The 25,020-nt window shown below is 61.4% G+C and carries 20 protein-coding genes and 2 pseudogenes; 8 read left to right on the plus strand and 14 right to left on the minus strand.

Annotated features, from left to right (window positions below; genetic code table 11):
• The first annotated feature begins 9 nt into the window (after window positions 1-9).
• Window positions 10-1,356, plus strand: a complete 1,347-nt coding sequence (locus AC3IP0_RS11055; RefSeq protein ID WP_489319251.1) for a glutamine synthetase family protein — start codon at window positions 10-12, stop codon at window positions 1,354-1,356.
• A gap of 302 nt (window positions 1,357-1,658) precedes the next feature.
• On the opposite strand, the gene AC3IP0_RS11060 is transcribed toward AC3IP0_RS11055, so the two are convergent.
• The 5 genes from AC3IP0_RS11060 to AC3IP0_RS11080 form a co-directional block, all read right to left on the minus strand.
• Complete coding sequence (locus tag AC3IP0_RS11060) at window positions 1,659-3,011, minus strand: purine-cytosine permease family protein (RefSeq protein ID WP_489327383.1); 1,353 nt, start codon at window positions 3,009-3,011, stop codon at window positions 1,659-1,661.
• Window positions 3,012-3,016: 5 nt separating this feature from the next.
• Window positions 3,017-3,694, minus strand: coding sequence for a cysteine hydrolase family protein (locus AC3IP0_RS11065; RefSeq protein WP_489327384.1), 678 nt, complete (start codon window positions 3,692-3,694; stop codon window positions 3,017-3,019).
• A gap of 91 nt (window positions 3,695-3,785) precedes the next feature.
• Complete coding sequence (locus AC3IP0_RS11070) at window positions 3,786-3,935, minus strand: hypothetical protein (protein WP_162130443.1); 150 nt, start codon at window positions 3,933-3,935, stop codon at window positions 3,786-3,788.
• A 214-nt stretch (window positions 3,936-4,149) separates the two neighbouring features.
• A complete protein-coding gene (locus AC3IP0_RS11075) occupies window positions 4,150-5,193 on the minus strand; it encodes an LLM class flavin-dependent oxidoreductase (RefSeq protein WP_489327386.1) in 1,044 nt (347 codons plus the stop codon).
• A 169-nt stretch (window positions 5,194-5,362) separates the two neighbouring features.
• Entirely contained in the window at window positions 5,363-5,848 is a 486-nt protein-coding gene (locus AC3IP0_RS11080; RefSeq protein WP_008000480.1) for a flavin reductase family protein, read from the minus strand.
• Between the two features lie 276 nt (window positions 5,849-6,124).
• Between AC3IP0_RS11080 and AC3IP0_RS11085 the strand changes: the two are divergent.
• Window positions 6,125-7,053, plus strand: a pseudogene (locus AC3IP0_RS11085) (purine-cytosine permease family protein); the annotation flags it as partial.
• 69 nt (window positions 7,054-7,122) lie between these two features.
• Here the strand turns inward: AC3IP0_RS11085 and AC3IP0_RS11090 are convergent.
• Entirely contained in the window at window positions 7,123-7,743 is a 621-nt protein-coding gene (locus tag AC3IP0_RS11090; protein WP_489319255.1) for a glutathione S-transferase family protein, read from the minus strand.
• Between the two features lie 356 nt (window positions 7,744-8,099).
• Between AC3IP0_RS11090 and AC3IP0_RS11095 the strand changes: the two genes are divergently transcribed.
• Window positions 8,100-9,425, plus strand: coding sequence for an OprD family porin (locus AC3IP0_RS11095; RefSeq protein ID WP_489327387.1), 1,326 nt, complete (start codon window positions 8,100-8,102; stop codon window positions 9,423-9,425).
• Window positions 9,426-9,610: 185 nt separating this feature from the next.
• On the opposite strand, the pseudogene AC3IP0_RS11100 reads toward AC3IP0_RS11095, so the two are convergent.
• Window positions 9,611-9,736 (minus strand): annotated as a pseudogene (locus AC3IP0_RS11100) (IS110 family transposase); the annotation flags it as partial.
• 268 nt (window positions 9,737-10,004) lie between these two features.
• Here AC3IP0_RS11100 and AC3IP0_RS11105 point away from each other — a divergent pair.
• Entirely contained in the window at window positions 10,005-11,105 is a 1,101-nt protein-coding gene (locus tag AC3IP0_RS11105; protein ID WP_489327389.1) for a polyamine ABC transporter substrate-binding protein, read from the plus strand.
• Between the two features lie 167 nt (window positions 11,106-11,272).
• Here the strand turns inward: AC3IP0_RS11105 and AC3IP0_RS11110 are convergent, their stop codons facing one another.
• Entirely contained in the window at window positions 11,273-12,061 is a 789-nt protein-coding gene (locus AC3IP0_RS11110; RefSeq protein ID WP_489319757.1) for an AraC family transcriptional regulator, read from the minus strand.
• A gap of 85 nt (window positions 12,062-12,146) precedes the next feature.
• On the opposite strand from AC3IP0_RS11110, the gene AC3IP0_RS11115 reads away from it, so the two are divergent.
• Window positions 12,147-13,145, plus strand: coding sequence for a bile acid:sodium symporter family protein (locus AC3IP0_RS11115; protein ID WP_489319259.1), 999 nt, complete (start codon window positions 12,147-12,149; stop codon window positions 13,143-13,145).
• A 45-nt stretch (window positions 13,146-13,190) separates the two neighbouring features.
• Here AC3IP0_RS11115 and AC3IP0_RS11120 read toward each other — a convergent pair whose 3' ends face one another.
• The 6 genes from AC3IP0_RS11120 to ribBA all read right to left on the minus strand — a co-directional run bounded on the left by AC3IP0_RS11120 (window position 13,191) and on the right by ribBA (window position 20,538).
• Window positions 13,191-14,906 carry an amidase gene (locus tag AC3IP0_RS11120; protein ID WP_489319260.1) on the minus strand — a complete coding sequence of 572 codons (1,716 nt, stop codon included), beginning with the start codon at window positions 14,904-14,906 and terminating at the stop codon, window positions 13,191-13,193.
• A 264-nt stretch (window positions 14,907-15,170) separates the two neighbouring features.
• On the minus strand, window positions 15,171-16,325 hold the full coding sequence (locus tag AC3IP0_RS11125; RefSeq protein ID WP_489319261.1) for an ABC transporter ATP-binding protein: 1,155 nt from the start codon (window positions 16,323-16,325) through the stop codon (window positions 15,171-15,173).
• 16 nt (window positions 16,326-16,341) lie between these two features.
• Window positions 16,342-17,151: an ABC transporter permease gene (locus tag AC3IP0_RS11130; protein ID WP_489327390.1), complete on the minus strand. Its 810-nt coding sequence runs from the start codon at window positions 17,149-17,151 to the stop codon at window positions 16,342-16,344.
• Window positions 17,152-17,157: 6 nt separating this feature from the next.
• Window positions 17,158-18,102: an ABC transporter permease gene (locus tag AC3IP0_RS11135; protein ID WP_056723593.1), complete on the minus strand. Its 945-nt coding sequence runs from the start codon at window positions 18,100-18,102 to the stop codon at window positions 17,158-17,160.
• A complete protein-coding gene (locus tag AC3IP0_RS11140) occupies window positions 18,099-19,124 on the minus strand; it encodes an ABC transporter substrate-binding protein (protein WP_150754588.1) in 1,026 nt (341 codons plus the stop codon). The genes AC3IP0_RS11135 and AC3IP0_RS11140 overlap by 4 nt, the downstream gene beginning before the upstream one ends.
• A 304-nt stretch (window positions 19,125-19,428) precedes the next feature.
• On the minus strand, window positions 19,429-20,538 hold the full coding sequence (gene ribBA / locus AC3IP0_RS11145; protein ID WP_489319262.1) for a bifunctional 3,4-dihydroxy-2-butanone-4-phosphate synthase/GTP cyclohydrolase II: 1,110 nt from the start codon (window positions 20,536-20,538) through the stop codon (window positions 19,429-19,431).
• Window positions 20,539-20,608: 70 nt separating this feature from the next.
• Here ribBA and AC3IP0_RS11150 point away from each other — a divergent pair, with 70 nt between their 5' ends.
• The 3 genes from AC3IP0_RS11150 to AC3IP0_RS11160 all read left to right on the plus strand — a co-directional run bounded on the left by AC3IP0_RS11150 (window position 20,609) and on the right by AC3IP0_RS11160 (window position 24,956).
• Entirely contained in the window at window positions 20,609-20,905 is a 297-nt protein-coding gene (locus tag AC3IP0_RS11150) for a DUF1330 domain-containing protein (RefSeq protein WP_489327392.1), read from the plus strand.
• Window positions 20,906-21,780: 875 nt separating this feature from the next.
• A complete protein-coding gene (locus AC3IP0_RS11155; protein ID WP_489319264.1) occupies window positions 21,781-23,607 on the plus strand; it encodes a DUF1302 domain-containing protein in 1,827 nt (608 codons plus the stop codon).
• Between the two features lie 11 nt (window positions 23,608-23,618).
• A complete protein-coding gene (locus tag AC3IP0_RS11160; protein ID WP_489319265.1) occupies window positions 23,619-24,956 on the plus strand; it encodes a DUF1329 domain-containing protein in 1,338 nt (445 codons plus the stop codon).
• The last annotated feature ends 64 nt before the right edge of the window (window positions 24,957-25,020 follow it).

Consider the following 25,020-nt stretch of genomic DNA (forward strand, 5'->3'; position numbering starts at 1 on the left):
AACAAAACGATGGATGCTGTGTGCTCTGAACTGCTGGCCGAGGTTCGCAACTTCCGCCACTGCAACCCCGAAGTGCGTTACGTCGACCTGATCTCCCTGGACATTCCGGGGCATTTCTACGGCAAGCGCTACCCGATCGAGATGCTGGAAAAAGTCGCTGCCGGCAGTGCACTGAAGCTGCCGCAGAACTGCGTGCTGCTCGGCACCCAGGGCGGACTGTTCAAGATCGGCGATTACTGCTTCAACGATGGTGACCCGGATGCGCAGCGCCGTTTGGTGCCCGGCACCTTGAAGCTGGTGAGCTGGGAAAAACAGCCCTTGGGCCAGATGCTGATCACCTCCGACGGCACCGAAAAACCCATCGAATTCGAACCCCGCGAAGTGCTGGCGCAGGTGCTGGACCGACTCAAGCGCAAGGGCATTTTCCCGGTGGTGGCCTTCGAGCTGGAGTTTTACCTGTTCGACAGCCGCTTGAAGGACGGCTTGCCGCAGTTCCCCCGTGATGAGTTGACCGGCGATGCCGACGATCAGCCGAACATGCACATCGAACGCTTGTCGCGCTTCGCCCCGGTGCTCGATGAAATGGTCGAGACCGCGCGAGCCCAGGGCGTCGATGCCACGGTGATCACCGCCGAACTCGGCCCGGGCCAGTTCGAAATCAACTTCGGCCATTGCGATGACGGCCTGCGCGCCGCCGACTGGGCCGCCCTGTTCTGCCGCAGCACCCGGGGCGTGGCGCTCAAGCACAATTACCGCGCCAGCTTCATGGCCAAACCCTACCTGCAGCACCCCGGCAGCGGCATGCACGTGCATGTCAGCCTGTATGACCAGGCCGGCAACAACCTGTTGGCGGCGAACGGCCAGCGGGCGCTGCGCCATGCGGTGGCCGGTTGCCTGGATGTGTTGCCGCACTGCATGCCGATTTTTGCCCCGAACCACAACGCCATGCGCCGCTTGAGCGGCACGGTGAACGTGGCGTCCCGCGCCAGTTGGGGTTTCGAGGATCGCGATGCGTGCTTGCGTATTCCGGAGTCGGACATCAAGAACCTGCGCATCGAACATCGCCTGGCGGGCGCCGATGCCAACCCTTATCTGGCGTTGGCGGCGATTCTGGTAGGGCTGGAACAAGGCCTGGAAGGGGAGCGCGAGCCGATTGCACCGCTCAACGAAGACCGCGGCAGTGGCATCGATTTTCCGTTGGAAATGCTCGAAGCCGTGCAGTCCATGCAAACTCATGCATCGCTGCGCGAAGGCTTGGGGGCGGAGTTTGTGGACGTCTATTGCGAAAACAAACGTCAGGATCATCTGGCATTTCTGCATGACATCAGCGCGAGGGAGTATCGCTGGTTCCTCTAGTCGCCCTTAGAAAACATGTGGATATTGAAGGGGTTAGAAGGATTAGTAACTGGATAGTGAATAAAAATATCTTGTTACAGCCGGAAATATTCCGTAATATCCGCGCCGCGTTCACCACCACGGTTTATGCATTTTTAAATCCCAGGCGTCCATCAGCTGCCTGGGATTTTTTTTGCCTGAAATTTAGTCGGCAGGTGAGAATCAAAAGATCGCAGGCTTCGCCAGCTCCTACGGAGATGTACGCCTTACATTCGTAGGAGCTGCCGCAGGCTGCGATCTTTTATTCCGTCAAATGGTGATTACTACGCTGGCACGCTGACGCGCGCGGTCATTTTCATCAGCCAGTAATAACTCAACGCCGGCACCAGCAACCCGACGATCCACGCCAGATCCACCCCGTCCAGCGCCGTGGCCACCGGGCCGACATACAGCGTGGTGTTCATGAACGGAATTTCCAGGGCAATCGCCAGCAGGAAACTGCCGCAGGCAATCCGGTTGACCCGCCCATAGATCCCGTTCAGGTCGAAGATGTCGTCAATCCGGTACTGGCCTTTGCGCAGGCAGTAGTAGTCCACCAGATTGATCGCCGTCCACGGGATCAGGAAGTAGCTCATGAAGAAGATGAAGTTGAGGAAGAAGCTGATGAAATCGTCCTGACTGATGGTGCACAGGGCCGTGGCCACAAGGCTGATCAGTAGCATGAACACACCGCGTACCCGCGGCGTCACCTTCAGTCGGGCAAACGGCTCGATCACGGTGATGGTCGACATGAACGCGCCGTACAGGTTGAACACGTTGATCGACACCTGGCCGTAGACGATGAAGGCGAACAGCAGCACCGCGCCAGCGCCGAACAGACCGGCGACATGCCCGCCGACGTTGCTGGAAAAGTCGCCGATGCCGACGCTCAGGATCGCCCCGAGAATCATCATCCACGCGCCGCCGCTGACCGTGCCGGCGTAGCTGTACCAGAACACCTGGGCGGTCGGCGTGTTGCTCGGCAGGTAGCGTGAGTAGTCGGCGACGTAAGGCGCGTAGGACAGTTGCCAGGTCACGGCAATGCTCACTGCCACCAGGAACTTCGACAACGAGAAGCCTGTCGGCAGCCAATGTTCGGCCGGGATCGGCAACTGCAAGGCGAGCACCGTGGCCGCCACGAACACCACCAGCGACAGAATCGACAGCAGCTTCTGCAAGCGGTGAATCAACCGATAGCCATAGAGCGCGACGACGAAGCACAACGCGCCAATCAGGTAGATATTGCCGGACATCGGCAGCGGGCTGACGGACTCCAGTGCCTGGGCCGCGAGCAAGGTGTTGCTGACGAAGAAGCCCAGGTAGATCAGCATCACGAACAGCAGCGGCAATACCGCCCCCAACACGCCGAATTGCGCCCGGCTCTGGATCATTTGCGGAATGCCCAGCTTCGGTCCCTGGGCCGAGTGGGAGGCCATGAAAATCGCCCCCAGCAACGAGCCGATGATGATCGCCAGCGCACTCCAGAACAGGTTGAGCCCCATCACCACCGGCAACACGCCGGAGGCGATGGTGGTGATGTTCATGTTGGCGCCGAACCAGATATAGAACAGCGAACCCGGCTTGCCGTGGCGTTCGGTCTCGGGGATGAAATCGATGCTTCTTTTTTCGACTTGCATGGTGATCACTCCTGAGTCCGGACGAGGTGGGATTGCAGGCGGGCGATGGTGCTTTGCAGCTCATGGGGCTGGTGGGCAAACAGGTCCGGACGCTCGGGGATCAGGCTGACGTAGTCGAGTTGTTGCAGGGCGCGCAGGCACTGTTCACTTGTGAGGATTTCCAGCGCGTAGACCCAGTTGGCCATGATCAGCAGGGCCGAGTAATGCCCGGCCTCGGTGGTCGTGGTGCAGGCATCGCTGACCAGGCGCACGCGATAGCCCAGGGCGAAGGCATCGAACACGCTGGTGAGCACGCAGACGTCGGTCAGCACGCCACAAATGATCAGCGTTTCAACCTCCATTGCCTTGAGTCGGGCATCGAGGTCGGTGCGGTGAAAGGCACTGTAACGGCCCTTGTCGATGATCAATTCACCGGGCTGTGGCCTCAGCGACTCGATGATTTCCACTTGCCGGGTGCCGGCGCGGTAACTGCCGGGGCCACCGTCGGCGGCCAGAGGTTCGCCGTGGGGCAGGTCACTGCCGTCGGCCTGATTGATGTGGCGGGTATAAATGACAGGCGTCCGCTGACGGCGGGCGGTATCGAGCAGGGCGGCGGTATGGGTAACCACTGTGTCGAGGTTTTCCAGGACGAAGCCGTCCTCCTGCTGCATGTCGATGATCAACAGCGCGTTGTTATTGTTCATTGGGCAAACCTGATCAAAGGCGAAACACAAAGCACCGTACGCGCCATGCAATGGCGAGACGCGGGGTGCGTGATTGGCTGTTCGGGTGGGCTCAGTGAACTATTTGCCAGAAGCCGTTCTGCTTGGCCGAAACGCTGGCGCGCAGGCGCTTGAAATGCAGGTGCGAAGCGGTCCATTCACCGCGCAGGTAAGCCCGCGCGGCGCCGGAGGGAAGGGCGAGTGATGGGAGACGACCAGTCATCATTGGAATCGACCCTTGTGGGAGCGAGCCTGCTCGCGAACGCGGTGTGTCCGGTACATCAATCCCTGTGGGAGCGGCGGTGCGGCGATCCGACTTGCCCGCGAAGAGGCCGGCACATCCAACATTAATGTCGTCAGGGGCACCGCTTTCGCGAGCAAGCCCGCTCCCACAGTTGAGGTGTGCTGGTCCCCAGCCTCGCATCCTGGCACAGGAATCAGCGGAACGCTGGAACCACGTGCTTGATGAACAGCTCCAGGGATTTTTTCTTTTCCGCGTGGGGCAGGCTGTTATCGCACCAGAAGCTGAATTCGTCGACCCCCAGTTCCTGGTAGTACTTGATGCGCGGAATGATTTCTTCCGGGGTGCCGATCATGGCGGTCTTGTGCAGGCTCTCGAGTTCGAACTCCGGGCGACCGGCGAATTTCTCTTCCGGGCTCGGCGCGAGGAAGCCGTTGACCGGGGTGGTCTTGTTGCCGAACCAGGCATCGAAGGTGCGGTAGAACCTGGAGATCGCCTTGGCCCCGACTTCCCAGCCCTGCGGATCGTCGGCGGTGTGCACGTGGGTGTGACGCAGCACCATCAGTTGCGGGCGCGGCACGTTCGGGTTGTTATCGAGCGCGGCCTGGAATTTGTTCTTCAGGTCGAGGACTTCCTCGTCGCCTTTCATCAGCGGTGTGACCATGACGTTGCAGCCGTTGGCCACGGCGAAGTTGTGCGAGTCCGGGTCGCGGGCGGCGATCCACATCGGCGGATTCGGCTGCTGGATCGGCTTGGGCACGCTGGTAGAGGTCGGGAATTTCCAGATGTCGCCGTCATGGGCGTAGTCGCCGTTCCACAATGCGCGCACCACCGGAACCATTTCCCGCAACGCCTGGCCGCCAGAGGACGCCGGCATGCCACCGGCCATGCGATCGAACTCGATCTGGTAGGCGCCACGGGCCAGACCGACTTCCATGCGTCCGTTGCTGATCACGTCGAGCAACGCACATTCACCGGCCACCCGCAGTGGATGCCAGAACGGCGCGATGATGGTGCCGGCGCCCAGGTGAATGGTGGTGGTCTTGCCCGCCAGATAAGCCAGCAGCGGCATCGGGCTTGGCGAGATGGTGTACTCCATGGAGTGGTGTTCGCCGATCCACACGGTGCTGAAACCACCGGCCTCGGCCATCAGCGTCAGTTCGGTCAGGTCTTCGAACAACTGGCGGTGGCTGACGCTTTCGTCCCAACGTTCCATGTGTACGAACAGGGAAAACTTCATGACGCTTACCTCGGATCTTTTGTTGTCGGCCTGTCGATCGCGGGCCTGTCGATTATTGGTATACCATAATACGCATTGAGGGGCAAAAGATCGCAGCCTTCGGCAGCTCCTACGGGCGAGATGCGTTTGCCCCTGTAGGAGCTGCCGAAGGCTGCGATCTTTTCAATGGTCAGGCCAGAACGGGCAGGGCGCCCATCTTGCCGTGGCAATACACCAGTGGCCCGCTGCTCTGCCGTGGCACGATCAGGTTTTTCACCGCGCCGACCATGATGGCGTGGTCACCGCCTTCATATTCGCGCCACAACTCACATTCGATGACCGCCGTGGCGTTGGCCAGAATCGGGTTGCCCAGTTCGCTCAACGTCCACTCGATCCCCTGGGCCTTGTCCTTGCCTTTGCGCGCGAAGGCATAGGCTTCGTTTTGCTGGCCGCCGGACAGCACGTGGATGGCAAAACGTTTGTTCTTGATCAGGACCGGGTAGGAATCGGAACTGTAGTTGGGGCAGAACAGCACCAGGGCCGGGTCCATCGACAGCGAGCTGAAGGCGCTGGCGGTCAGGCCGACGATTTGGCCGTCGTCATCCAGGGTGGTGATCACGGTCACTCCGGACGGGAACGAACCCATGACTTGTTTGTAGATGGCGGCATCGATCATTGGGCGGTCCTCGGGTGGTGTGACGCGTTTTTATGTGTTTGTAGGTCTGATGGTATACCGTAATATATCTATTGCAAGGTCTTTTTAGGTGAACCGATAAACGTACGGCTTTCGTCTGGAACCCAATGATTACGGGGCTTTAAGCTAGCCAGCGCTGACGTGAATCGGGCAGGATGCCGGCTCAGATGCTTGTTCAAAGACCGGATCAGTCTTGTTTAAAGTTTGGAATACCATAATATGGTTCGCATCTGAGGGGCGGCCAGTGAGTCCCCCCGGTTCAGCACCAACATTGCGCCACTGCCCATCGTCACTGGCGCCATGGTGGTCCAGGTGTTCCACCTCAACCTGTTCTGGGGTTTGCTGGCGATTGCCCTCGGGCACATGGTCGGCGGCGTGGTGATTGCGCTCGCGTCAGCCCAGGGGCCTGCATGGGTATCATCTGGCAGATCAGCTTCTCGCCGCACGTGTCGGACTACTCGCGCTACCTGCCGGCGGATATCGGCATCACCCGGCCGTTCTTCGCCACTTACCTGGGGGCGACCCTGGGCACGATCCTGTCGTTCACCTTCGGTGCCGTAGCGGTCCTGGCTACCCCAGAAGGCACCGAGGCGATGGTGGCGGTCAAGCAGTCCACCGGTTGGCTGGGGCCGATCCTGATGGTGTTGTTCCTGCTCAACATCATCAGCCACAACGCCTTGAATCTGTATGGCGCGGTACTGTCGATCATCACCTCGATCCAGACCTTCGCCAGCCGGTGGACGCCCAGCATCAAGGTGCGCGTGGTGTTGTCGAGCATCGTGCTGGCGGGTTGCTGCGTGGTGGCGCTGGGGGCCTCGGCGAATTTCATTTCGCAGTTCATCGGCCTGATCCTGGCGCTGTTGCTGGTGCCGTGGGCCTCGATCAACCTGATCGACTTCTACCTGATCAAGCGTCGTCGCTATGACATCGCCTCAATCTTCCGCGCTGACGGCGGTATCTACGGTCGCTTCAACCTGCACGCGATCATTGCCTACTTCATCGGCATCATCGTGCAGCTGCCATTCGCCAATACTTCACTGTACGTCGGACTGTACGCCAATCTGGTGGACGGCGCGGACCTGTCGTGGCTGGTGGGGCTGGTGGTGACGTGCCCGTTGTATTACTGCCTCGCTACGCGAAACCAGTCGCAGCAAAGCCGCTCGGTGAAGTTCGGCTACACCGATTGAGGTAAAACCCTTTGTGTTCGTCTGAAATTGCCCGGCGCTTTGCCGGGCATTTTTGTTTTCGGCAATCGCTCAGCAATGATTGAACGCATTCAGGCCGCGTTGTACCGCCGGCCTGGCTTCGACCGAGTCGAACCAGCGCGAAAGTTGCGGAAGCTCCTTCCATTCCAGTCGATCACGGAACGCTGTGACGATGGTGAACGCCGAAATGTCGGCCATGGAGAACTGCTCTCCGGCCATGAAGCCGGCAGTCAGAAAACTTTCCGCGTAAGTCAGTTGCTCGATCACGCGCAGGTCGATGATCGCCGCCGCCTTGTCCTGCCCCGCCTGGCGTAGAAAAAAGGCGGCATGGCTGGGGGCGATGACATCGGTCACGAAAAAGAAATAGCGGTCGATCACCCGGGTGCGTGCAGGCCCCGGCTGCGCCGGTGCCAGCTTTCCGGGGGCAATGGAGTCGGCGTACTGGATGATGGCGTTGGACTGGTTGATGACCAGCACCGGAGTTGTCCCATGATCGATCAGGGTCGGCACTTTCCCGGCCGGGTTCAGCGCCAGGAAGGCCGGATCCAGTTGCTCGCGTGCATGAAGGTCCAGCCAGCGTGACGTGTAGGCAATACCGGCCTCTTCAAGCGCAATGGCGGCTCGTAGCGTGTTGCCGGTGTTCGCGCCGTAAAGTTCGATTTGATCGTTCATGGGTCATTGCTCTTGTTGGGACAGGCAAGCAGCCACCGAACACCGCCAATGATGTCAGTATGATGAAAATCCGCCGCACCGATATACAAAAACAGTGATCGTCCATACCCCTGCGCGACAAGCCTTGTCCCTCAACGAAAACTACTTTCACCGCGTTTGATAATAGCCTCTCGAAATGTTTTAAGAGTTTCACAAGCCAGTCAGTCAACCCTCACCTCGAACGTCCGATGACTCATGTCACTCAGCGAGCGCGCCTGTTTTCGCGTCCGTATTGAGCGCTGTTGCGTGGGCGGCAATCGGGTCCTGCCTGGCGGTGAAACCTCCGAATAACGATAAGAAACACCCAGGAGCACCCTATGTTCAAACGAGCGATACCCACCGCAGTTTGGCTGGCCACCAGTTCGGTGTGCGCACAGGCCGCCGATTCCGCCGCCCATGGTTTTCTGGAGGACAGCAAGGCCAGCCTCTCGATGCGCACCCTGTACTTCAACAGCGACAATCGCGATGGCAGTGCAGCCCCTTCGAAAACCGAAGAGGCGGCCCAGGGTTTCGTTTTGCGCTATGAGTCCGGGTTTACGCAGGGCGCGGTGGGGTTCGGGCTCGATGCCCAGGCGTTGCTCGGCATCACGCTGGACAGCGGAGCGGGGCGCCACGTCGGTAGCGGCATGATTCCCTCTGACGGCGACGGCGCGGCGGCCGCCTGGAGCAGCTTCGGCCCCACGGCGAAGATGCGCCTGGCCCGGACTGAATTTCGCTACGGCACCTTGCTGCCGAAATTGCCGATCCTTCTGGCGAACGATGCCCGTGTGTTGCCGCAATCGTTCACCGGCGCGCAGGTCACCTCGAACGACATCGATGGCCTGACGTTGACCGGCGGTGTGCTGGAGCACGCGGTAGGGCGCGCCTCGACGGACCGCACAGGCCTGTCGGTCGCCGGCAGCACCCAGGACAGCAACAAGTTCTACTACGCCGGTGGTGACTACAACCTCACCAGGAACCTGAAGACCCAGTATTACTTCGCGCAACTGGAAGACTTCTACAACCAGAACTTCCTCGGCCTGACGCACATATTGCCCATCGACAGCGCAAGCTCACTGACCACCGACCTGCGCTACTTCCGCACCACGTCGAGCGGTGCCAACAGCTCTGCCTCCGGTCGCGCGCAAGGCTATCGGGTATCGGGCTACACCGACGACAACGACGGTGAAATCGACAACAGCACCTGGTCTGCGATGGTCACCTACACCCATGGCGGGCACGCGGTGTCGATGGGGCATCAACGGGTGGGCGATGGCAGCAACTTCGTCCAGCCCAACCAGGGCAGCCTGGTGGACAAGGGGGCGGGCGGCGGCAGTGTCTACCTGCCCACCGACAAGATGATCCAGAACTTTGCCCGGGCCGGCGAGCAGACGAATTTCGGCCAATACAGCTACGACTTCGCGCCCTTGGGCGTGCCGGGCCTGAAAGCCTCGATCGTGTATCTGAAGGGCACGGACATCAAGGCGCAAAACGCCAGTGACCAGTCCGAGTGGGAGCGCGACATGACCCTGGACTACGTGTTGCAGTCGGGCACGTTCAAGGGGGTGGGGTTCACACTGCGTAACGCCAGGTCCAATACCGATGCCGGGCGCAACGTGGATCAGAACCGGTTCATCATCAATTACACCTTGTCGTTGTTGTAATCACACACATCCCCTGTGGGAGCGGGCTTGCTCGCGAAAGCGGATTGTCAGGCGATATCGATATTGAATGTGCCGGCCTCTTCGCGGGCAAGCCCGCTCCCACAGGGTTCGCGGCTATCCGCAAAATCCGCGAGCAACCAACACGACTGTGGGAGCAACTGTCTTCACTGTGCCACTCGTCACCGTCATTCGGTGCCATCGAGCAACACGGCATTCAGCCTGATCAGTAAGACCCGCTTGCAGGCGATGAGCGCGACTTTCGCGCTCTTGCCTCGCTCCCGCAGAGCGTCATAGCGTGCCTTGAAGTCTGGCTGTTTGGACTAACCCTCGGTGAAAGGCCTGGCGCCGCTGATCAATGCGGACACCTATTTTGGCCATTTCGATCTCCTTTTGGCCTGCCTCACGCTGTGAACCGGCGACGCCGTCAGCAAGAATCGGACGCGGGTGACTGAGTCGGCGACCCCCAGTTGAAACCACAACCAGAAACTTCACTTCCTTGCCCTTGGCTATTTTCAAGGCCGCTGCCGTGTACAGAACATAAAAACCATCGAACTCACGCCACACTTGGGGAAACGATCCATGGACTCAATGAAACGCATACTGGGCGCCACCGTTTGCGGACTGTCGCTGCTGGCCAGCGCGGTGCACGCCGAACAGCGCGAATTGCGGGTGTACAACTGGGCGGACTACATCTTGCCGTCCGTGCCCAAGGATTTCGCCAAGGACACCGGGATCAAGGTGACCTGGGACACCTTCGACACCAACGAGTCCCTGGAAGCCAAGCTGCTGACCGGCAACTCGGGCTACGACCTGGTGGTGCCGTCGAACCAGTTCATCGAAACCCAGATCAAGGCGGGCGTGTTCCAGAAACTCGACAAGTCCAAGTTGCCGAACTGGTCGCACCAGGACCCGGCCTTGCTCAAGCTGCTGGACAAGAACGATCCGGGCAACCTGTACGGCGTGCCTTACATGTACGGCACCGTGCTGATCGGCTTCAACCCGGCCAAGGTCAAGGCAGCGCTGGGCGAGAATGCGCCGGTGGACAGCTGGGACCTGGTGTTCAAGCCCGAGAACATGGAGAAGCTCAAGGCCTGTGGCGTCGCCATGCTCGACTCGCCGTCGGAGATCCTGCCGCTGGCCCTGCATTACCTGGGGCTGGACCCGAACAGCCAGAACCCCGATGACTACGAAAAAGCCAAGGCGCTGATGCTCAAGGTTCGCCCCTACGTCACCTACTTCAACTCAGCCAAGTACATGACCGACATCGCCAACGGCGATATCTGCGTGGCCATCGGTTACTCCGGCAGCTTCTATCAATTCGGCAATCGCGCCAAAGAGGCGGGCAACGGCGTGGTCGTCGACTGGCGCCTGCCGAAAGAAGGCGCGCCAATCTGGTTCGACACCTTCGCCATCCCGAAAAGCGCGAAGAACGTCGCCGAGGCCCACGAATTCCTCAACAACCTGCTGGACCCGAAAGTCATCGCGCCGATCAGCGACTTCCTCGGTTACCCGAATGCCAACAAGGACTCGCTGGCGCTGATCAACAAGGACATCACCGGCAACCCGAACCTGACACCGACCAGCGAGGCCTTGAAGACGCTGTACGTCGTGCAGCCATTGCCGCAAAAGCTTGAGCGGGTGCGCACCCGGGTCTGGACCAGCATCAAGTCCGATCAGTAACCCCGAGGAATTGAGTGAGATCTCTGTGGGGCACAGATTTTGTGTACACCACATGGCCCTGTGGGAGCGGGCTTGCTCGCGAATGCGCAGTGTCAGTCAATGCAGGTGTCGACTGATCCAGCGCTTTCGCGAGCAAGCCCGCTCCCACAGTTAGTTCTGTGTGCGGCTCAGCGAAAAAACTCCCCCGGTGTCTCACCGAACTGCTGGCGGAAGGCAGCGATAAACGCCGACGTCGAGTCGTAGCCACAGGCCAACGCGACGTCGGTCACGCGCTCGCCCTGCTCCAGTGGCGTCAGGGCGCCGAGCAGGCGCAAGCGCTGGCGCCAGGCGCGAAAGGTCAGGCCGGTGTCACGCAGGAACAGGCGACTGAGGGTTTTCTCGGTGACGCCGAATTGGTCGCTCCAGTGACTGAGCGTGGTTTGTTGCTCCGGGTGTGACTCCAGGCTTTGGGCGATTTGCCGCAATCGGCTGTCCTGGGGCAGGGGCAGCATCAAGTCGATCTGCGGTGCTTGCGCCAACTGATCCAGAATCACCTGGGCCAACCGACCGTGCGGCCCGTCCTGATCGTATTCCACCGGTATCTGACTGAAGGCGCGGATCAACTCGCGCAACAAATCGCTGACCCCCAACACATGACAGCCCGGCGGTGCCCACGTCGAGACGCTGCAATCGATGTACAGGCTGCGCATTTCCGTGCGCGGCGAGCTGAACACCCGGTGCGGCATGCCCGCCGGAATCCACACCGCCCGCTCCGGCGGGGCCACGAAACGCCCGACGCCGGTCTGTATTTCGAGCACGCCCGCAATCGCATAGGAAAGCTGCACCCACGGGTGGCTGTGGCGCCGGGTCAGGGCGCGATTGGGCAGCGATTCGGTACGGCCATAGAGCGGTCGAGGCAGGCTGGACAGTCCGGGAATACTGCGTCGAACACTCTTGTCATGTCCTTTAGGCGGCATCAGCTGGCTCATCGGCGTTAGTCGGTAATTCCCCGTCACGTTAGAGTCGCTTTCACGTACTGGCAACCCCCGGATGATCAACCCCATGACTCGCCCCCGACTGTTACCCGACAACTTCACCCTGACCCTGATCGGCGTAGTGACGCTCGCCAGCCTGCTGCCCGCCAGCGGCCAGGTCGCGGTCGGTTTTGGCTGGCTGACCAACATCGCCATCGCACTGCTGTTTTTCCTGCATGGCGCCAAGCTGTCCCGCGAATCGATCATCGCCGGTGCCGGGCACTGGCGCCTGCATCTGCTGGTGTTCAGCCTGACCTTCGTGCTGTTCCCGCTGCTCGGCCTGGCGCTCAAGCCGCTGCTGTCGCCGCTGATCGGCAACGACCTTTACATGGGCATGCTCTACCTCTGCGCGTTACCCGCCACGGTGCAGTCGGCGATTGCCTTTACTTCACTGGCGCGGGGCAACATTCCGGCGGCGATTTGCAGCGCGGCGGCGTCCAGCCTGTTCGGGATTTTCCTCACGCCGTTGCTGGTGACCCTGCTGCTGAATGTGCACGGCGAAGGCTCCTCGACCCTCGACGCCATCCTCAAGATCAGCATGCAGTTGCTGTTGCCGTTCATTGCCGGGCAAATCGCGCGGCGCTGGATCGGCGACTGGGTGGCGCGCAACAAGAGCTGGTTGAAGTTCGTCGATCAGGGTTCGATCTTGCTGGTGGTCTACGGCGCGTTCAGCGAGGCGGTGATCGAAGGCCTCTGGCAGCAGATTCCGCTGCTGGATCTGGTCGGGCTGGTGCTGGTCTGCTGCATCGTTCTGGCGCTGGTGTTGGTGGCCGCGACCGTGCTCGGCAGGGCATTCGGATTCAACCAGGAAGACCGCATCACCATTCTCTTCTGCGGTTCGAAGAAAAGCCTGGCGACTGGTGTACCGATGGCGCAGGTGTTGTTTGCCGGTAGCACCATTGGCTTGCTGATCTTGCCGCTGATGCTGTTCCACCAGATTCAACTGATGGTCTGTGCGGTGCTGGCGCAGCGTTATGCCAAGCGGCCGGAATCGATTCCGGAACTGATGGCCCAGGTTGATCCCTGATTTGCCACCCATGGCGGCTCGAGTGAGCCGCCATGGTTTTACCGGTCAGCGCTTGTCAGCGACCAATGGCGGGGTACGCGGAGGGATCATGCGTTTGTTCCCGGTCGACTCGAACGCCGACGCCAGGTGCAGCAGCGACGAGTCGTCATAGGCGCGCCCGGCAAACGTCAGGCCGACCGGCATGCCGATGTCCGGCATTACGCCCATCGGTACGGTGACCGTTGGCACGCCCAGGTGGCGGATGGCGAGGTTGCCGTTGGCGACCCATACGCCGTTGCTCCAGGCGATATCCGCCGATTGCGGATCGACATCGGCATTCGCCGGGCCCACATCGGCGACCGTCGGGAACAGCACCGCGTCGAGGCCCAGGCGATCCATCCAGTCTTCCAGATCGATCTTGCGGGTCTTTTCCAGTCCGCGCAGGCCGTCCGGCATCGTGCTGATCTGGTCCCACGGGGTGATGCCACGCTCGGCCATGCGCACGTATTCGTCCATGCCGGCAACCAGGTCGCCCTCGCGGTTGGGCAGGGTGCCCGGGTCGTGAGGGAAGATCTGCGGGCCATCGACATCGACCAGACGATTCAGTTTCGGATCGCCGTTGGCTTGCAGGAAGTCATCGAAGGCCCAGGCGGTCAGGTCCCACAGTTCATGGTGTAAAAATTCTTTGGAGACGATGCCGCGATTGAACACGGTCGGCGCGCCCGGGCGATCGCCTTCGCAATTGGAGACCAGCGGGAAGTCCACTTCGAGCACTTCCGCGCCCGCGGCTTCGAGGGCCTTGCGCGCCTGTTCCCAGAGCCCGATCACCGAAGGACGGGTGTTGATGCGCTGGCCGGTCGGCCCACCGATGCCCGGCGCTTCGGAGGTGCCGGCTTCGGGGTCGGCGTTGATGTACATGCGTGGAATGCCGAACTTCTTGCCGGCAAGTGCCTCGCTGTTGGCGGCCAGCGCCGCGTAGGATTTGGGGCGCACCAAGGACGAGCTCGGGATCGGCACCCAAGTTTGCAGGCGCCACAGGTCGCCACGGGTGTCCGGGTCATCGGCCACTACCACGTCGAGCACTTCGAGCAGGTCGGCCATGGTCCGGGCAAACGGCACGACCACGTCCATGGTCGGGGTCAACGGCCAGTTGCCGCGCACCGAGATCACCCCGCGCGAAGGCGTGTAGGCACACAAACCATTGTTCGAGGCCGGGCCACGGCCGCTCGACCAGGTTTCTTCCGCCAGGCCGAAGGCCGCGAAACTTGCAGCAGTGGCAGTACCCGCGCCGTTGGACGAGCCGGAGGCGAATGGGGCGGTGAGGTAGTCAGCGTTGTACGGGCTCTCGGCGCGGCCGTAGACGCCACGTTGCATCCCGCCGTTGGCCATCGGAGGCATGTTGGTCTTGCCCAGGCAGATCGCCCCGGCGGCGCGCAGGCGTTCGATGGTGAACGCATCGCGATAGGCGACCAGGTCCTTGAAGGCCGGGCTGCCGGAAGCGGCGGTGAGGCCCTTGACCAGATAGCTGTCCTTGGCGGTGTAAGGGATACCGTCCAGCGCTCCCAGCGTCTGGCCCTTGGCGCGACGGGCGTCGGACGCCTGCGCTTCGGCGAGTGCCTCGGGGTTGCGCACCACGACCGCGTTCAGGGCGGTAGGCGTTTCGGGGCCGTCGTAGGCGTCGATCCGCGCGAGATAAGCCTGGACCAGTTCAACCGAGGTGGTCTGGCCGGATTCGAGCGCGGCGCGCAGCTCGGCAATGGAAACTTCGGTAACTTCGATCATGCTGCCACCGCCGCTTGCAGGTGGAGGGTCCCAAACACTTCACTTTTCTCGAAATGGACTTTCATATCGTTATTCTCGTTGCACTGTGTGGCACGACAGGGTCGGGTGTTAAAAATACTGAGCACTATTTAGCATTAAACCGGGATTTTAGGAATCTGTTGTCCAATTTATCTTACAGGCGACAGAGAAAAGGCCACCACAACCCGACGTTGTGGTGGCCCGAGGGTGACTCATTATAGTGGCCCGCGCGCGCAGGCCAATGGATCAGTGAGCGCCGGCGGCCTTGTTCAGGTCGCTTTCGGCCCATTCGGTGTAGACGCAGGCATCTGCCGTGGCCCAGCGCACCCGCACCGGGTCGCCGGCCTTGAGCGGCATGCCGGCGGCGGACAGTGCCTTGACCGTCATCGAGGTGCCGCCAGCAGTGACCACGCTGCAGGTCTGGCTTTCGCCGAGAAACAACACTTCCACGACCTTGGCCGAGACTTCGTTCCAGCCGGCGGCCAGCGGTTCGGCAACGGCTTGTTCATTGCTCAGGGCCAGGGCTTTTTCCGGGCGCACCATCAGCAGCACGTTCTGGTCGGTTTGCAGGCCGGCGGTGAGGCGGATCGACAGCGGCTGCCCCTCGAAGATCGCCACCGCATTACCCTGGGCCTTGAGCTTGAGGAAGTTCGAGTTGCCGAGGAACGAGGCGACAAAGGCGTTCGGCGGGTTCTGGTACAGGTCATAGCCGCTGCCTAGGCCGACGATCTTGCCGTGGCTGAAAATCGCGATGCGCTGGGACAGGCGCATGGCTTCTTCCTGATCGTGGGTCACGTAGACGATGGTGATGCCCAGGCGCCGATGCAGCTGACGCAGTTCATCCTGCAAGTCTTCGCGCAGTTTCTTGTCCAGCGCACCGAGGGGTTCGTCCATCAGCAGGATGCGCGGCTCATAGACCAGCGCCCGGGCAATGGCAACCCGTTGCTGCTGGCCACCGGAGAGTTGCGAAGGGCGGCGATGGGCAAATTGCTCAAGCTGCACCAGCTTGAGCATCGCATCGACCCGGCGCTCGCGCTCGGCGGTGGCCAGTTTGCGGATGGCCAGCGGGAAGGCGATGTTGTCGCGCACCGACAGGTGCGGGAACAGCGAGTAGCGCTGGAACACCATGCCGATGTCGCGTTTGTGCGGCGGCACGTTCACCAGCGACTGGCCGTTGACCAGGATCTCGCCGCTGCTCGGGGTTTCGAAGCCGGCCAGCATCGACAGGGTGGTGCTTTTGCCCGAGCCGCTGGAGCCGAGGAAGGTGAGAAATTCACCGTCCTTGATGTCCAGCGAGATGTTGTCCACGGCGGCAAAGTCGCCGTAGTGCTTGTTCAGGTTACGCAGGCTGACCAGGGGTTTGTCATTTTGCTGCGCGGAATCTTTGATCACTGCACTCATGTCGTACTCCTGGCGCTCAAGCGCTGATTTCGTTGCGCCGGCGCACAGCGGCGGCGATCACCATGACCAATACCGAGAGGCCGATCAGCAGCGTCGAAGCGACGGCGATCACGGGCGTCAAGTCCTGGCGCAGGGTGGTCCACATTTTCACGGGAAGGGTTTGCAGGGTCGGGCTGGCCATCATCACGCTCAGCACCACTTCATCCCATGAGACGAGGAAGGCGAAGAGGGCGCCGGCCACCATGCCCGGACGGATCGCCGGGAAGGTCACCTTGAACACCGCTTGCAGGCGCGAGGCACCGCAGATCACCGCCGCATCCTCGATCGACTGATCGAACAGCTTCAGCGAGTTGATGATCGAAATGATGGTGAACGGCAGCGCGACGATGACGTGGCTGACCACAAAGGCGAACATGGTCCCGGTGTAACCCAGTTTAAGGAACAGCGCGTACACCGCCACGGCGATGATCACCAGCGGCACGATCATCGGCAGGGTGAACAGGCCGTAGAGCATTTCCCGGCCGGGGAAGCGGCCACGTACCAGGGCGAACGCGGTGGGCAGGCCCAAAGCGACGGCGAAGAAGGTGGTCAACACCGCGACTTTCAGGCTGGCCATGGCCGCGTTCATCCAGTCGGCATTGGAGAAGAACTGGCCGTACCACTTCAACGTCCAGCCCGGTGGCGGGAACACTAGCCATTGCGACGATCCGAACGACAGCAGCACGATGAACACGATCGGCAGCAGCAGGAACAGACCGATCAGCCCGGTGGTGGCATACAGGCCGAAGCGCATGCGCCGGCTCATGGCATTGGGGGTCAGGAGCATGACGGCTTACCTCGCGTTGCTGGCGCCAACCGGGGATTCCGGCTGGAGCTTCAGGTAGAAGTAGAACAACACCAGCGTGATCACGATCAGCAACGCGGCGCCGGCGCTGGCCAGGCCCCAGTTGAGGAACGATTGCACCTGCTGAATGATGAACTCGGGCAGCATCATGTTCTGCGCACCGCCCAGCAGCGCCGGGGTCACGTAGTAACCGAGGGACATCACGAACACCATCAGGCCGCCGGAGAACAGCCCCGGCCGGCACAGCGGCAGGAACACCCGGAAGAAGTTGGTCCAGGGGCTGGCGCCGCAGATGGAGCCGGCCTGCAGGATCATCGGGTCGATGGCCTGCATGGTTGCCTGCAATGGCAGCACGATGAACGGGATCATGATGTAGCTCATGCCGATCACCACGCCGGTGAGGTTGTGTACCATCTCCAGCGGTTGATCGATGATGCCCATGGCCATCAACGCCTTGTTGATCACCCCGGAGGCTTGCAGCAGCACCAGCCAGGAGTAGGTGCGGGCGAGCAGGCTGGTCCACATCGACAGCAGCACGATGTTCAGGATCCAGCGGCCCCAGCCGCGGGGCACCAGGGTGATCGCCCAGGCCAGCGGGAAGCCCAGCAACAGGCTGAACAACGTCACAAGGCCAGCCACCGAGAAGGTGTTGAGCAAGACCCGGGCATAGGCCGAGTTGGCGAACAGCTGTTCGTAGTTGCCCAGGCCCGGCACCGGTTCCAGCACGCCGCGCAGCAGCAGGCCAATCAACGGCGCGAGAAAGAACAGGCCGAGGAACAGCAGGGCGGGCACCAGGTTGCTCGCGCCACGCCAGCGCTGCGCCAGGGAAGGGGATTGCGTCATCACAGCTGCCTTGGCGGGCGCCGAACCGGCAGCGCCAGTGGCGCTCCCGGTGGCAGTGGATGGACGAGACGCGGTTGCCGTCATTTTCATTTGACCAGCCATTCGTTCCACCGTGTCGCGATGGCCGGACCGTTCTTGGCCCAGTACGCGAAATCAAGAGTGATCTGATCCTTTGCGTAAGCGGTCGGCAGGTTCGGGGCCAGCGTCGAGTCCAGGCGTGCCACGCTGTCGACGTTGACCGGGGCGTAGGCGGTCAGATTGGAAAAGTCCGCCTGGCCCTTGGCGCTGCTGGCGTTGGCCAGGAACTTCATCGCCGCGTCCTTGTTTTTCGAACCCTTGGGAATGACCAGGATGTCGGCCATGACCAGGTTCTGCTTCCAGCTTACGCCGACCGGGGCGCCGTCTTCTTGCAGGGCATGAATCCGGCCGTTCCAGAACTGGCCCATGCTCGCTTCACCGGAGGCCAGCAGCTGCTGCGACTGCGCGCCGCCGCCCCACCAGACGATGTCTTTCTTGATGGTGTCGAGTTTTTTGAACGCGCGGTCCAGGTCCAGCGGGTAGAGCTTGTCTGCCGCTACACCGTCGGCCAGCAGCGCCAGTTCCAGCACGCCTGGGCTTGGCCATTTGTAGAGAGCGCGTTTGCCGGGGTAGGTCTTGGTGTCGAACAGCGCAGACCAGTCCTGAGGCTTGTTGGCGCCAAGCTTGCCTTCGTTGTAGCCGAGGACGAAGGAGAAGAAGAACGAGCCGACGCCGTGATCGCTGACGAAGCGCGGGTCGATCTTGTCGCGTTCAATGACTTTGAAATCGAGGGGTTCGAGCAAGCCTTCGGCGGCGGCGCGCAGGGCGAAATCGGCTTCGACGTCGACCACGTCCCACTGCACGTTGCCGCTCTCGACCATGGCCTTGAGCTTGCCGTAGTCGGTCGGACCATCCTGCACCACGGTGATGCCGCTGGCCTTGCTGAACGGATCGGCCCAGGCCTGCTTCTGCGCATCCTGGGTGCTGCCGCCCCAACTCACGAAGTTGACGCTTTCAGCCGCCATTAGTGCCTGGCTGGTCACGCTCAGCAGTCCCGCGAAAAGAACCGCGGTCGCACGTTTGTTCAACACCATTTTCACGCCCTCATTGTTGTGTTTATGAGCGGGGCTTTGGAGTGCCCGCCTATCGGGAGCAACAGGTCCGTCGAGTCAGTGCTGACTGTCCGGTCTATGGAATATCATATTATGGTATTCCAAACTTTGTGCAAGCACTTTGCCGTACCGGCTATCAGCCGAAAGTGGTTTTTTCAGTGTCGACGCATTCCCCTGTGGGAGCGGGCTTGCTCGCGAAAGCGGTGTGTCAGACAACTTTGGGCCGACTGACACTCCCTCTTCGCGAGCAAGCCCGCTCCCACAGGGAGTTGCGCTATACCGAGGGTCACTCGGTGAACGGAATACTCTCCACCACCTCCAGGTCATACCCGGTCAAGCCCGCATACTTCAGCGGCGGCCCAAGATGGCGCAGCTTGCCGACGCCCAGGTTCTGCAGGATCTGCGCACCGGTGCCCACTTCCGAATAAATCCGTGACTGCGATCGGCTGAACTGCCGGGGCGGCTGGGTCAATTGCGGCACGCGTTCGAGCAACGCCTGCGAGGATTCGTGGTTGGCCAGCACCACCACCACGCCGTGGCCTTCGGCGGCGACACGCTGCAAGGCGGCCCACAAGGTCCAGTTGGTCGGCCCGCTGTACTCGGCACCGACCAGGTCGCGCAACGGATCGATCACATGCACGCGCACCAGTGTCGGTTGCTCGCGGCGCAGATCGCCCATGACCATGGCCATGTGGACACCGCCTTCGATGCGATCCTCAAAGGTGATCAGACGAAAGGTGCCATGCACGGTCGGCAGGTCACGCTCACCGATGCGCACGATGGTGTGTTCGGTGCTCAGGCGATAGTGGATCAGGTCGGCGATGGTGCCGATCCTGATCCCGTGCTTGCGCGCGAACACTTCCAGGTCCGGGCGGCGGGCCATGGTGCCGTCGTCGTTCATCACTTCGACGATCACCGAGGCGGGCGTATGGCCGGCCAGGCGTGCCAGGTCGCAGCCGGCTTCGGTATGGCCGGCGCGGGTCAGCACGCCGCCTTCCCGGGCGCGCAACGGGAAGATGTGGCCCGGTTGCACGATATCGGAGGGGCCGGCATGGGCGGCGACGGCAGCGGCCACGGTGCATGCCCGATCGGCAGCGGAGATACCGGTGGTCACGCCGACGGCGGCCTCGATGGACACGGTGAAGGCGGTGCTGAACACGCTGCCGTTGCTCGGCACCATCTGCTCCAGGCCCAGGCGTTTGCAGTGCCCGTCGGTCAAGGTCAGGCAGATCAGGCCCCGGGCTTCCCGGGCCATGAAGCTGATTGCCTCGGGTGTGCAGCAATCGGCGGCCAGCAACAGGTCGCCTTCGTTTTCCCGGTCTTCATCGTCGACCAGCAGGACCATTTTGCCGAGGCGGTAATCTTCGATGATTTCTTCGATGCTGTTGAAGGCCATGCTGGAGTCTCGGTATTTGTTGGATTGGTAATGTGGTATACCATAATACAAAATAAACCGAGAGGTCACTATGAAGGCGTACTGGATTGCTCATGTGGATGTCACCGACCCCGATCAATACAGCCAATACACCCAGCGGGCGCCGCAGGCGTTTGCCCTGTATGGCGGTCGGATTCTGGCGCGGGGTGGGCGTAGCGAGGCGATGGAAGGGCGGTCTACGCCGCAACGCAGTGTGGTGATTGAGTTTGAGTCCTATGAGCAGGCGGTGGCTTGTTATCACTCGGCGTTGTATCAGGAGGCGAGGGGGTACCGTGAGGGGGTGGCTTTGGCTGAGGTGATTATTGTCGAGGGCATGGCGCCGCTCTGAAAAGCGCTTTGTTGATTGAGTACATATCCGTTGCTGCGGTAACGGCGGCTGGCGGTTTCGCCCTTACGGCGAGTCCCTTTTGGCAAACGCCCCAAAAGGAACCAAAAGGTCACGCCCCTTACGTACGGCCCCTCGCTGAGGCTCGGGGTTCCTTCGCTCCGGCATTCATCCGGGGGCATTGCCCTCCGGTCGGCTTCGCTTCGACCTACATGCAATGAGTTCGACTGCGTCGAACGGCGCTGCGCGCCAATCCCCGGATGAACACCTCCGCTCAGCCTCCCGAGGGGGCGGGTGGATCAAGATCAAAAGCTGCAGGCGAGCTAACGCTCGGCCTGATGAGTGGTGAAGAGCGACTGTGTACGCTGCTCTGCCTTTGCTCTTCTGTGGGAGCTGGCTTGCCTGCGATGGCGGCCTGCCAGCCGACCTGATTTCGCGGATGTATTACTCCGTAGGAGCTGCCGAAGGCTGCGATCTTTTGATCTTGTTTGTAAGTAATAACTCCAAAAGATCGCAGCCTCGTTGCACTCGACAGCTCCTACAGGGAAACACGCACGCATCAGAACCAGGCCGGCCGGTAGGCCGCCTCGGACGCTGTTGCGGTGTACGCCCCCTCGTGAGGGAATGCCGAGCCACAGCGAGGCACCGAATGTCAGGGGCAAGAGCGTTTGGTTACTTTGCGCTTTTCAAAGTGACCCGCTGTAAGAGCGGAACCATAAGCCGCCGCTGCCGCAGAAACGGATATGTACACCTTAAAAACCTAAACCGCCTGCCACGCAGATCCCCCGATGATTATTTTTTGTCGGCCATCGCTTGCGTGTCCCGCCCGATAGTTGGGCACCGTGTCCGGGCTGAGCAAACCTGACCGGAGCCTAATAATGATAAAAAAACGCTCGGCCACAGCCGGAGTCCGTCCGCGGCTTCACCGGCTTGGCCACACTCGCCCGCAACCCCTTGCGCTGGCGATTCTTGCCGTACTGACGGGGCCGACCTACGCCACCACTTTTGACATCAACGAAGACTGGAGCCTGTCGACCAAGACCAGCCTGAGCCTGGGCAGCAGCTGGTCGACGCAAAATCCCGACAAAAGCCTGATGACCCGTGCCAACGCCTTGCAGGCCCAGGGCGTGAATGCCAATGGCACCAGCGTCAGCGCCGACGACAACCGGCTGAACTTCGAGAAGGGCGACACCATCTCGCAACTCTTCAAGGGCCTCACCGATGTCAGTCTCGATGGCCAAGGCCAGGGTGCGTTCATTCGTTTCAAATACTGGTACGACCATGCCTATGAAACCGGCAATGGCCGCTTCAAGGATTTCGACGATTCGGGCTGGGACGACCTGGCCAAATTCAAGGGCTTCGAGGTGCTCGATGCCTACGTCTGGAAAGACTTCCAGGTGGCCGGGCATCCGCTGAGCGTGAAGGTCGGTAACCAGGTGCTGTCCTGGGGCGAAGCGCTGCTGATCCAGAACGGCATCAACGTGATCAACCCGCTGGACATCTCGGCGTTCAACCGTCCCGGCGTGGAAATCAAGGAAGGCCAGTTGCCGGTGGAGATGATCTCCTTCAGCTTCGGCCTGACCGACACCACCAACCTCGAAGGTTTCTACCAGTACAACTGGCGCCCCAGCGTACTCGACGGTTGCGGCACTTTCTTCGCCAGCAGCGATGTGATCCAGCCGGGCTGCGGGCCGCTGTTTCTGAGTCAGGTACAGACCGATCAACAGATGCAGGCCGCGGGTTTGTTCGCCACGTCCCGGGGCAACGAATCGCCGTCCGACAACGGCCAGTTCGGCTTCGCCTTGCGCCAGATGATCCCGGCGCTGAACGATGCGGAAGCGGCGATCTACTACATCAACTATCACTCGCGGTTGCCGTATTTCACCATTAACGCCAGGAACACCGCCTTGCCCGGCACCTTCCCCGGTGGCATCCAGGGGCCGAGCTATGCGGCGGCCTTCCCGGAAAACATTCACCTGTACGGCATCAGCCTCAACGGCGTCGAGCCTGTCACCGGGATTTCCCTGGCCGGCGAGTTGAGCTACCGGCCGAACATGCCGATCGCGATCAACGCGCCCGACGTCAACGTCGCCGTGATTTCCGGGCCGGGGGGCAGTTCCTGGGTGCAGTTGCCGCCCGGCTTCAGCACCACCAATGGCAGCCAGTTCGATGCGTGGGAACGCAAGGGCGTCTGGCAGCTTACCGGTTCGGCCACCCAGGCCATCGACAACGTGCTGGGTGCCACGCGCCTGAGTCTGTTCGGTGAAGCCGGGGTCGTGCACATCGACGATCTGGGGGACGAGCGCCTGGGTCGTAACGCCGCGTTCGGCCGCAGCGCTCCGCGCAACGGCACGCCGTGCAACACGGTAGCTTCAGGCGTGACCAACCAATACTGCACCGACAAGGGCTTTGCCACCGATTGGTCGTGGGGTTATCGCCTGCGCGCCAGCCTCGAATACAGCGATGTGTTGCCGGGCATCAACCTGATTCCCGCCCTCAACTGGCGGCATGACATCTCGGGCTATTCCTACGATCCGCAAGGGCCGTTCCAGGAAGGCCAGCAGGCGCTGGGCGTGAGCCTGACCGGCGTCTACATGAACGATTACAGCGTGGAACTGGCCTACAACACGTTCTTCGGTTCCAACGACTACAGCACCCTTGACGACCGCGATTTCGCATCCGTCAGCTTCAAGGCAGACTTTTAAGGAGAACCGTTATGCGTATGCAATTGTGCGTGCTGGCCCTGGCCTGCACCGTGGGCCTGGCTCAGGCCAAAGGCACCGATTCGGCGGCACTGGGCAAGACCCTGACCCCCATGGGCTCGGAAATGGCAGCCAATGCCGACGGCAGCATTCCGGCCTGGACCGGCGGCCTGGCGAGCAACGCCGGCACCGTCGACAGCAAGGGCGGCTACAGCGATCCCTATGCCGCCGAGAAACCGTTGTTCACCGTCACCGCGCAAAACCTGGCGCAGTACCAGAAGTTTCTCAGCCCCGGGCAAATCGCGTTGTTCAGGCGTTTTCCCGACACCTACAAGATGAACATCTACCCGAGCCATCGCAGCGCCAACCTGCCCAAGGAGGTGCTGGCGGCCAGTCGTGAGAACGTCGCCAAGACCAGCATGGCCGACGGCGGCAACGGCTTGCACGACTACGCCAGGGGCATTCCGTTTCCGTTGCCCACCGAAGGCCTGGAGGTGATGTGGAACCACATGACCCGTTATCGCGGCGGCAGCTACGAGCGCATCAGCAGCGCTGCGCTGGTGCGTGAAAATGGCGCTACCAGCTACGTGCGCAACCAGTCGTTGATCAACTTCGCCGACACCGTGGGTGGGCTGGAGCCGGGCTCGAACATCCTGTTCATGTTCAAGAGCCGGGTGCTGGAACCGGCGCGTCTGTCCGGCGAGGCGGTGCTGGTGCACGAGCCGATCGACCAGGTCGCCGAGCCGCGTTCGGCCTGGCAATACCTGCCGGGCCAGCGTCGCGTGCGTCGTGCACCGATGATCGCCTACGACAACAGTGCCCGTTACAGCAACGGCCTGATCACCGCCGACAACATCGACGGCTACAACGGCGCACCGGACCGTTTCGACTGGAAACTGGTGGGCAAGCAAGAGCTGTTCATCCCTTACAACAGCTACAAGATCGGCAGCCGCGACCTCAAGTACGACGCCGTGATCAAACCCAACCACGTCAACCAGGACCTGGCCCGCTACGAGAAACACCGCGTGTGGGTGGTGGAGGCGACCCTCAAGCCTGATGCGCGGCATATCTACGCCAAGCGCCGGTTCTATGTGGACGAAGACAGTTGGCAGATCGCCCAGTCGGACCAGTACGACAGCCGCGGTGAACTGTGGCGCAGCGGTGAACTGCACGCGATCCAGCAGTACGACCACGGCTTCACCTACAACGTGCTGGAAACCTCCTATGACCTGATCTCCGGACGCTACTACGCCGGCGGCCTGGCCAACGAAGAGACCGAACCAATGCGCGTGGGCTTCGCCGCCAAGACCGACGACTACACCCCGTCGGACCTGCGGCGCTGGGCCAAGTAACCATTCGCCAAACCACCGCAAATCCAATGTGGGAGCGGGCTTGCTCGCGAAGAGGGAGTGTCAG

It is taken from the genome of Pseudomonas sp. GL_103 (assembly GCF_057835175.1).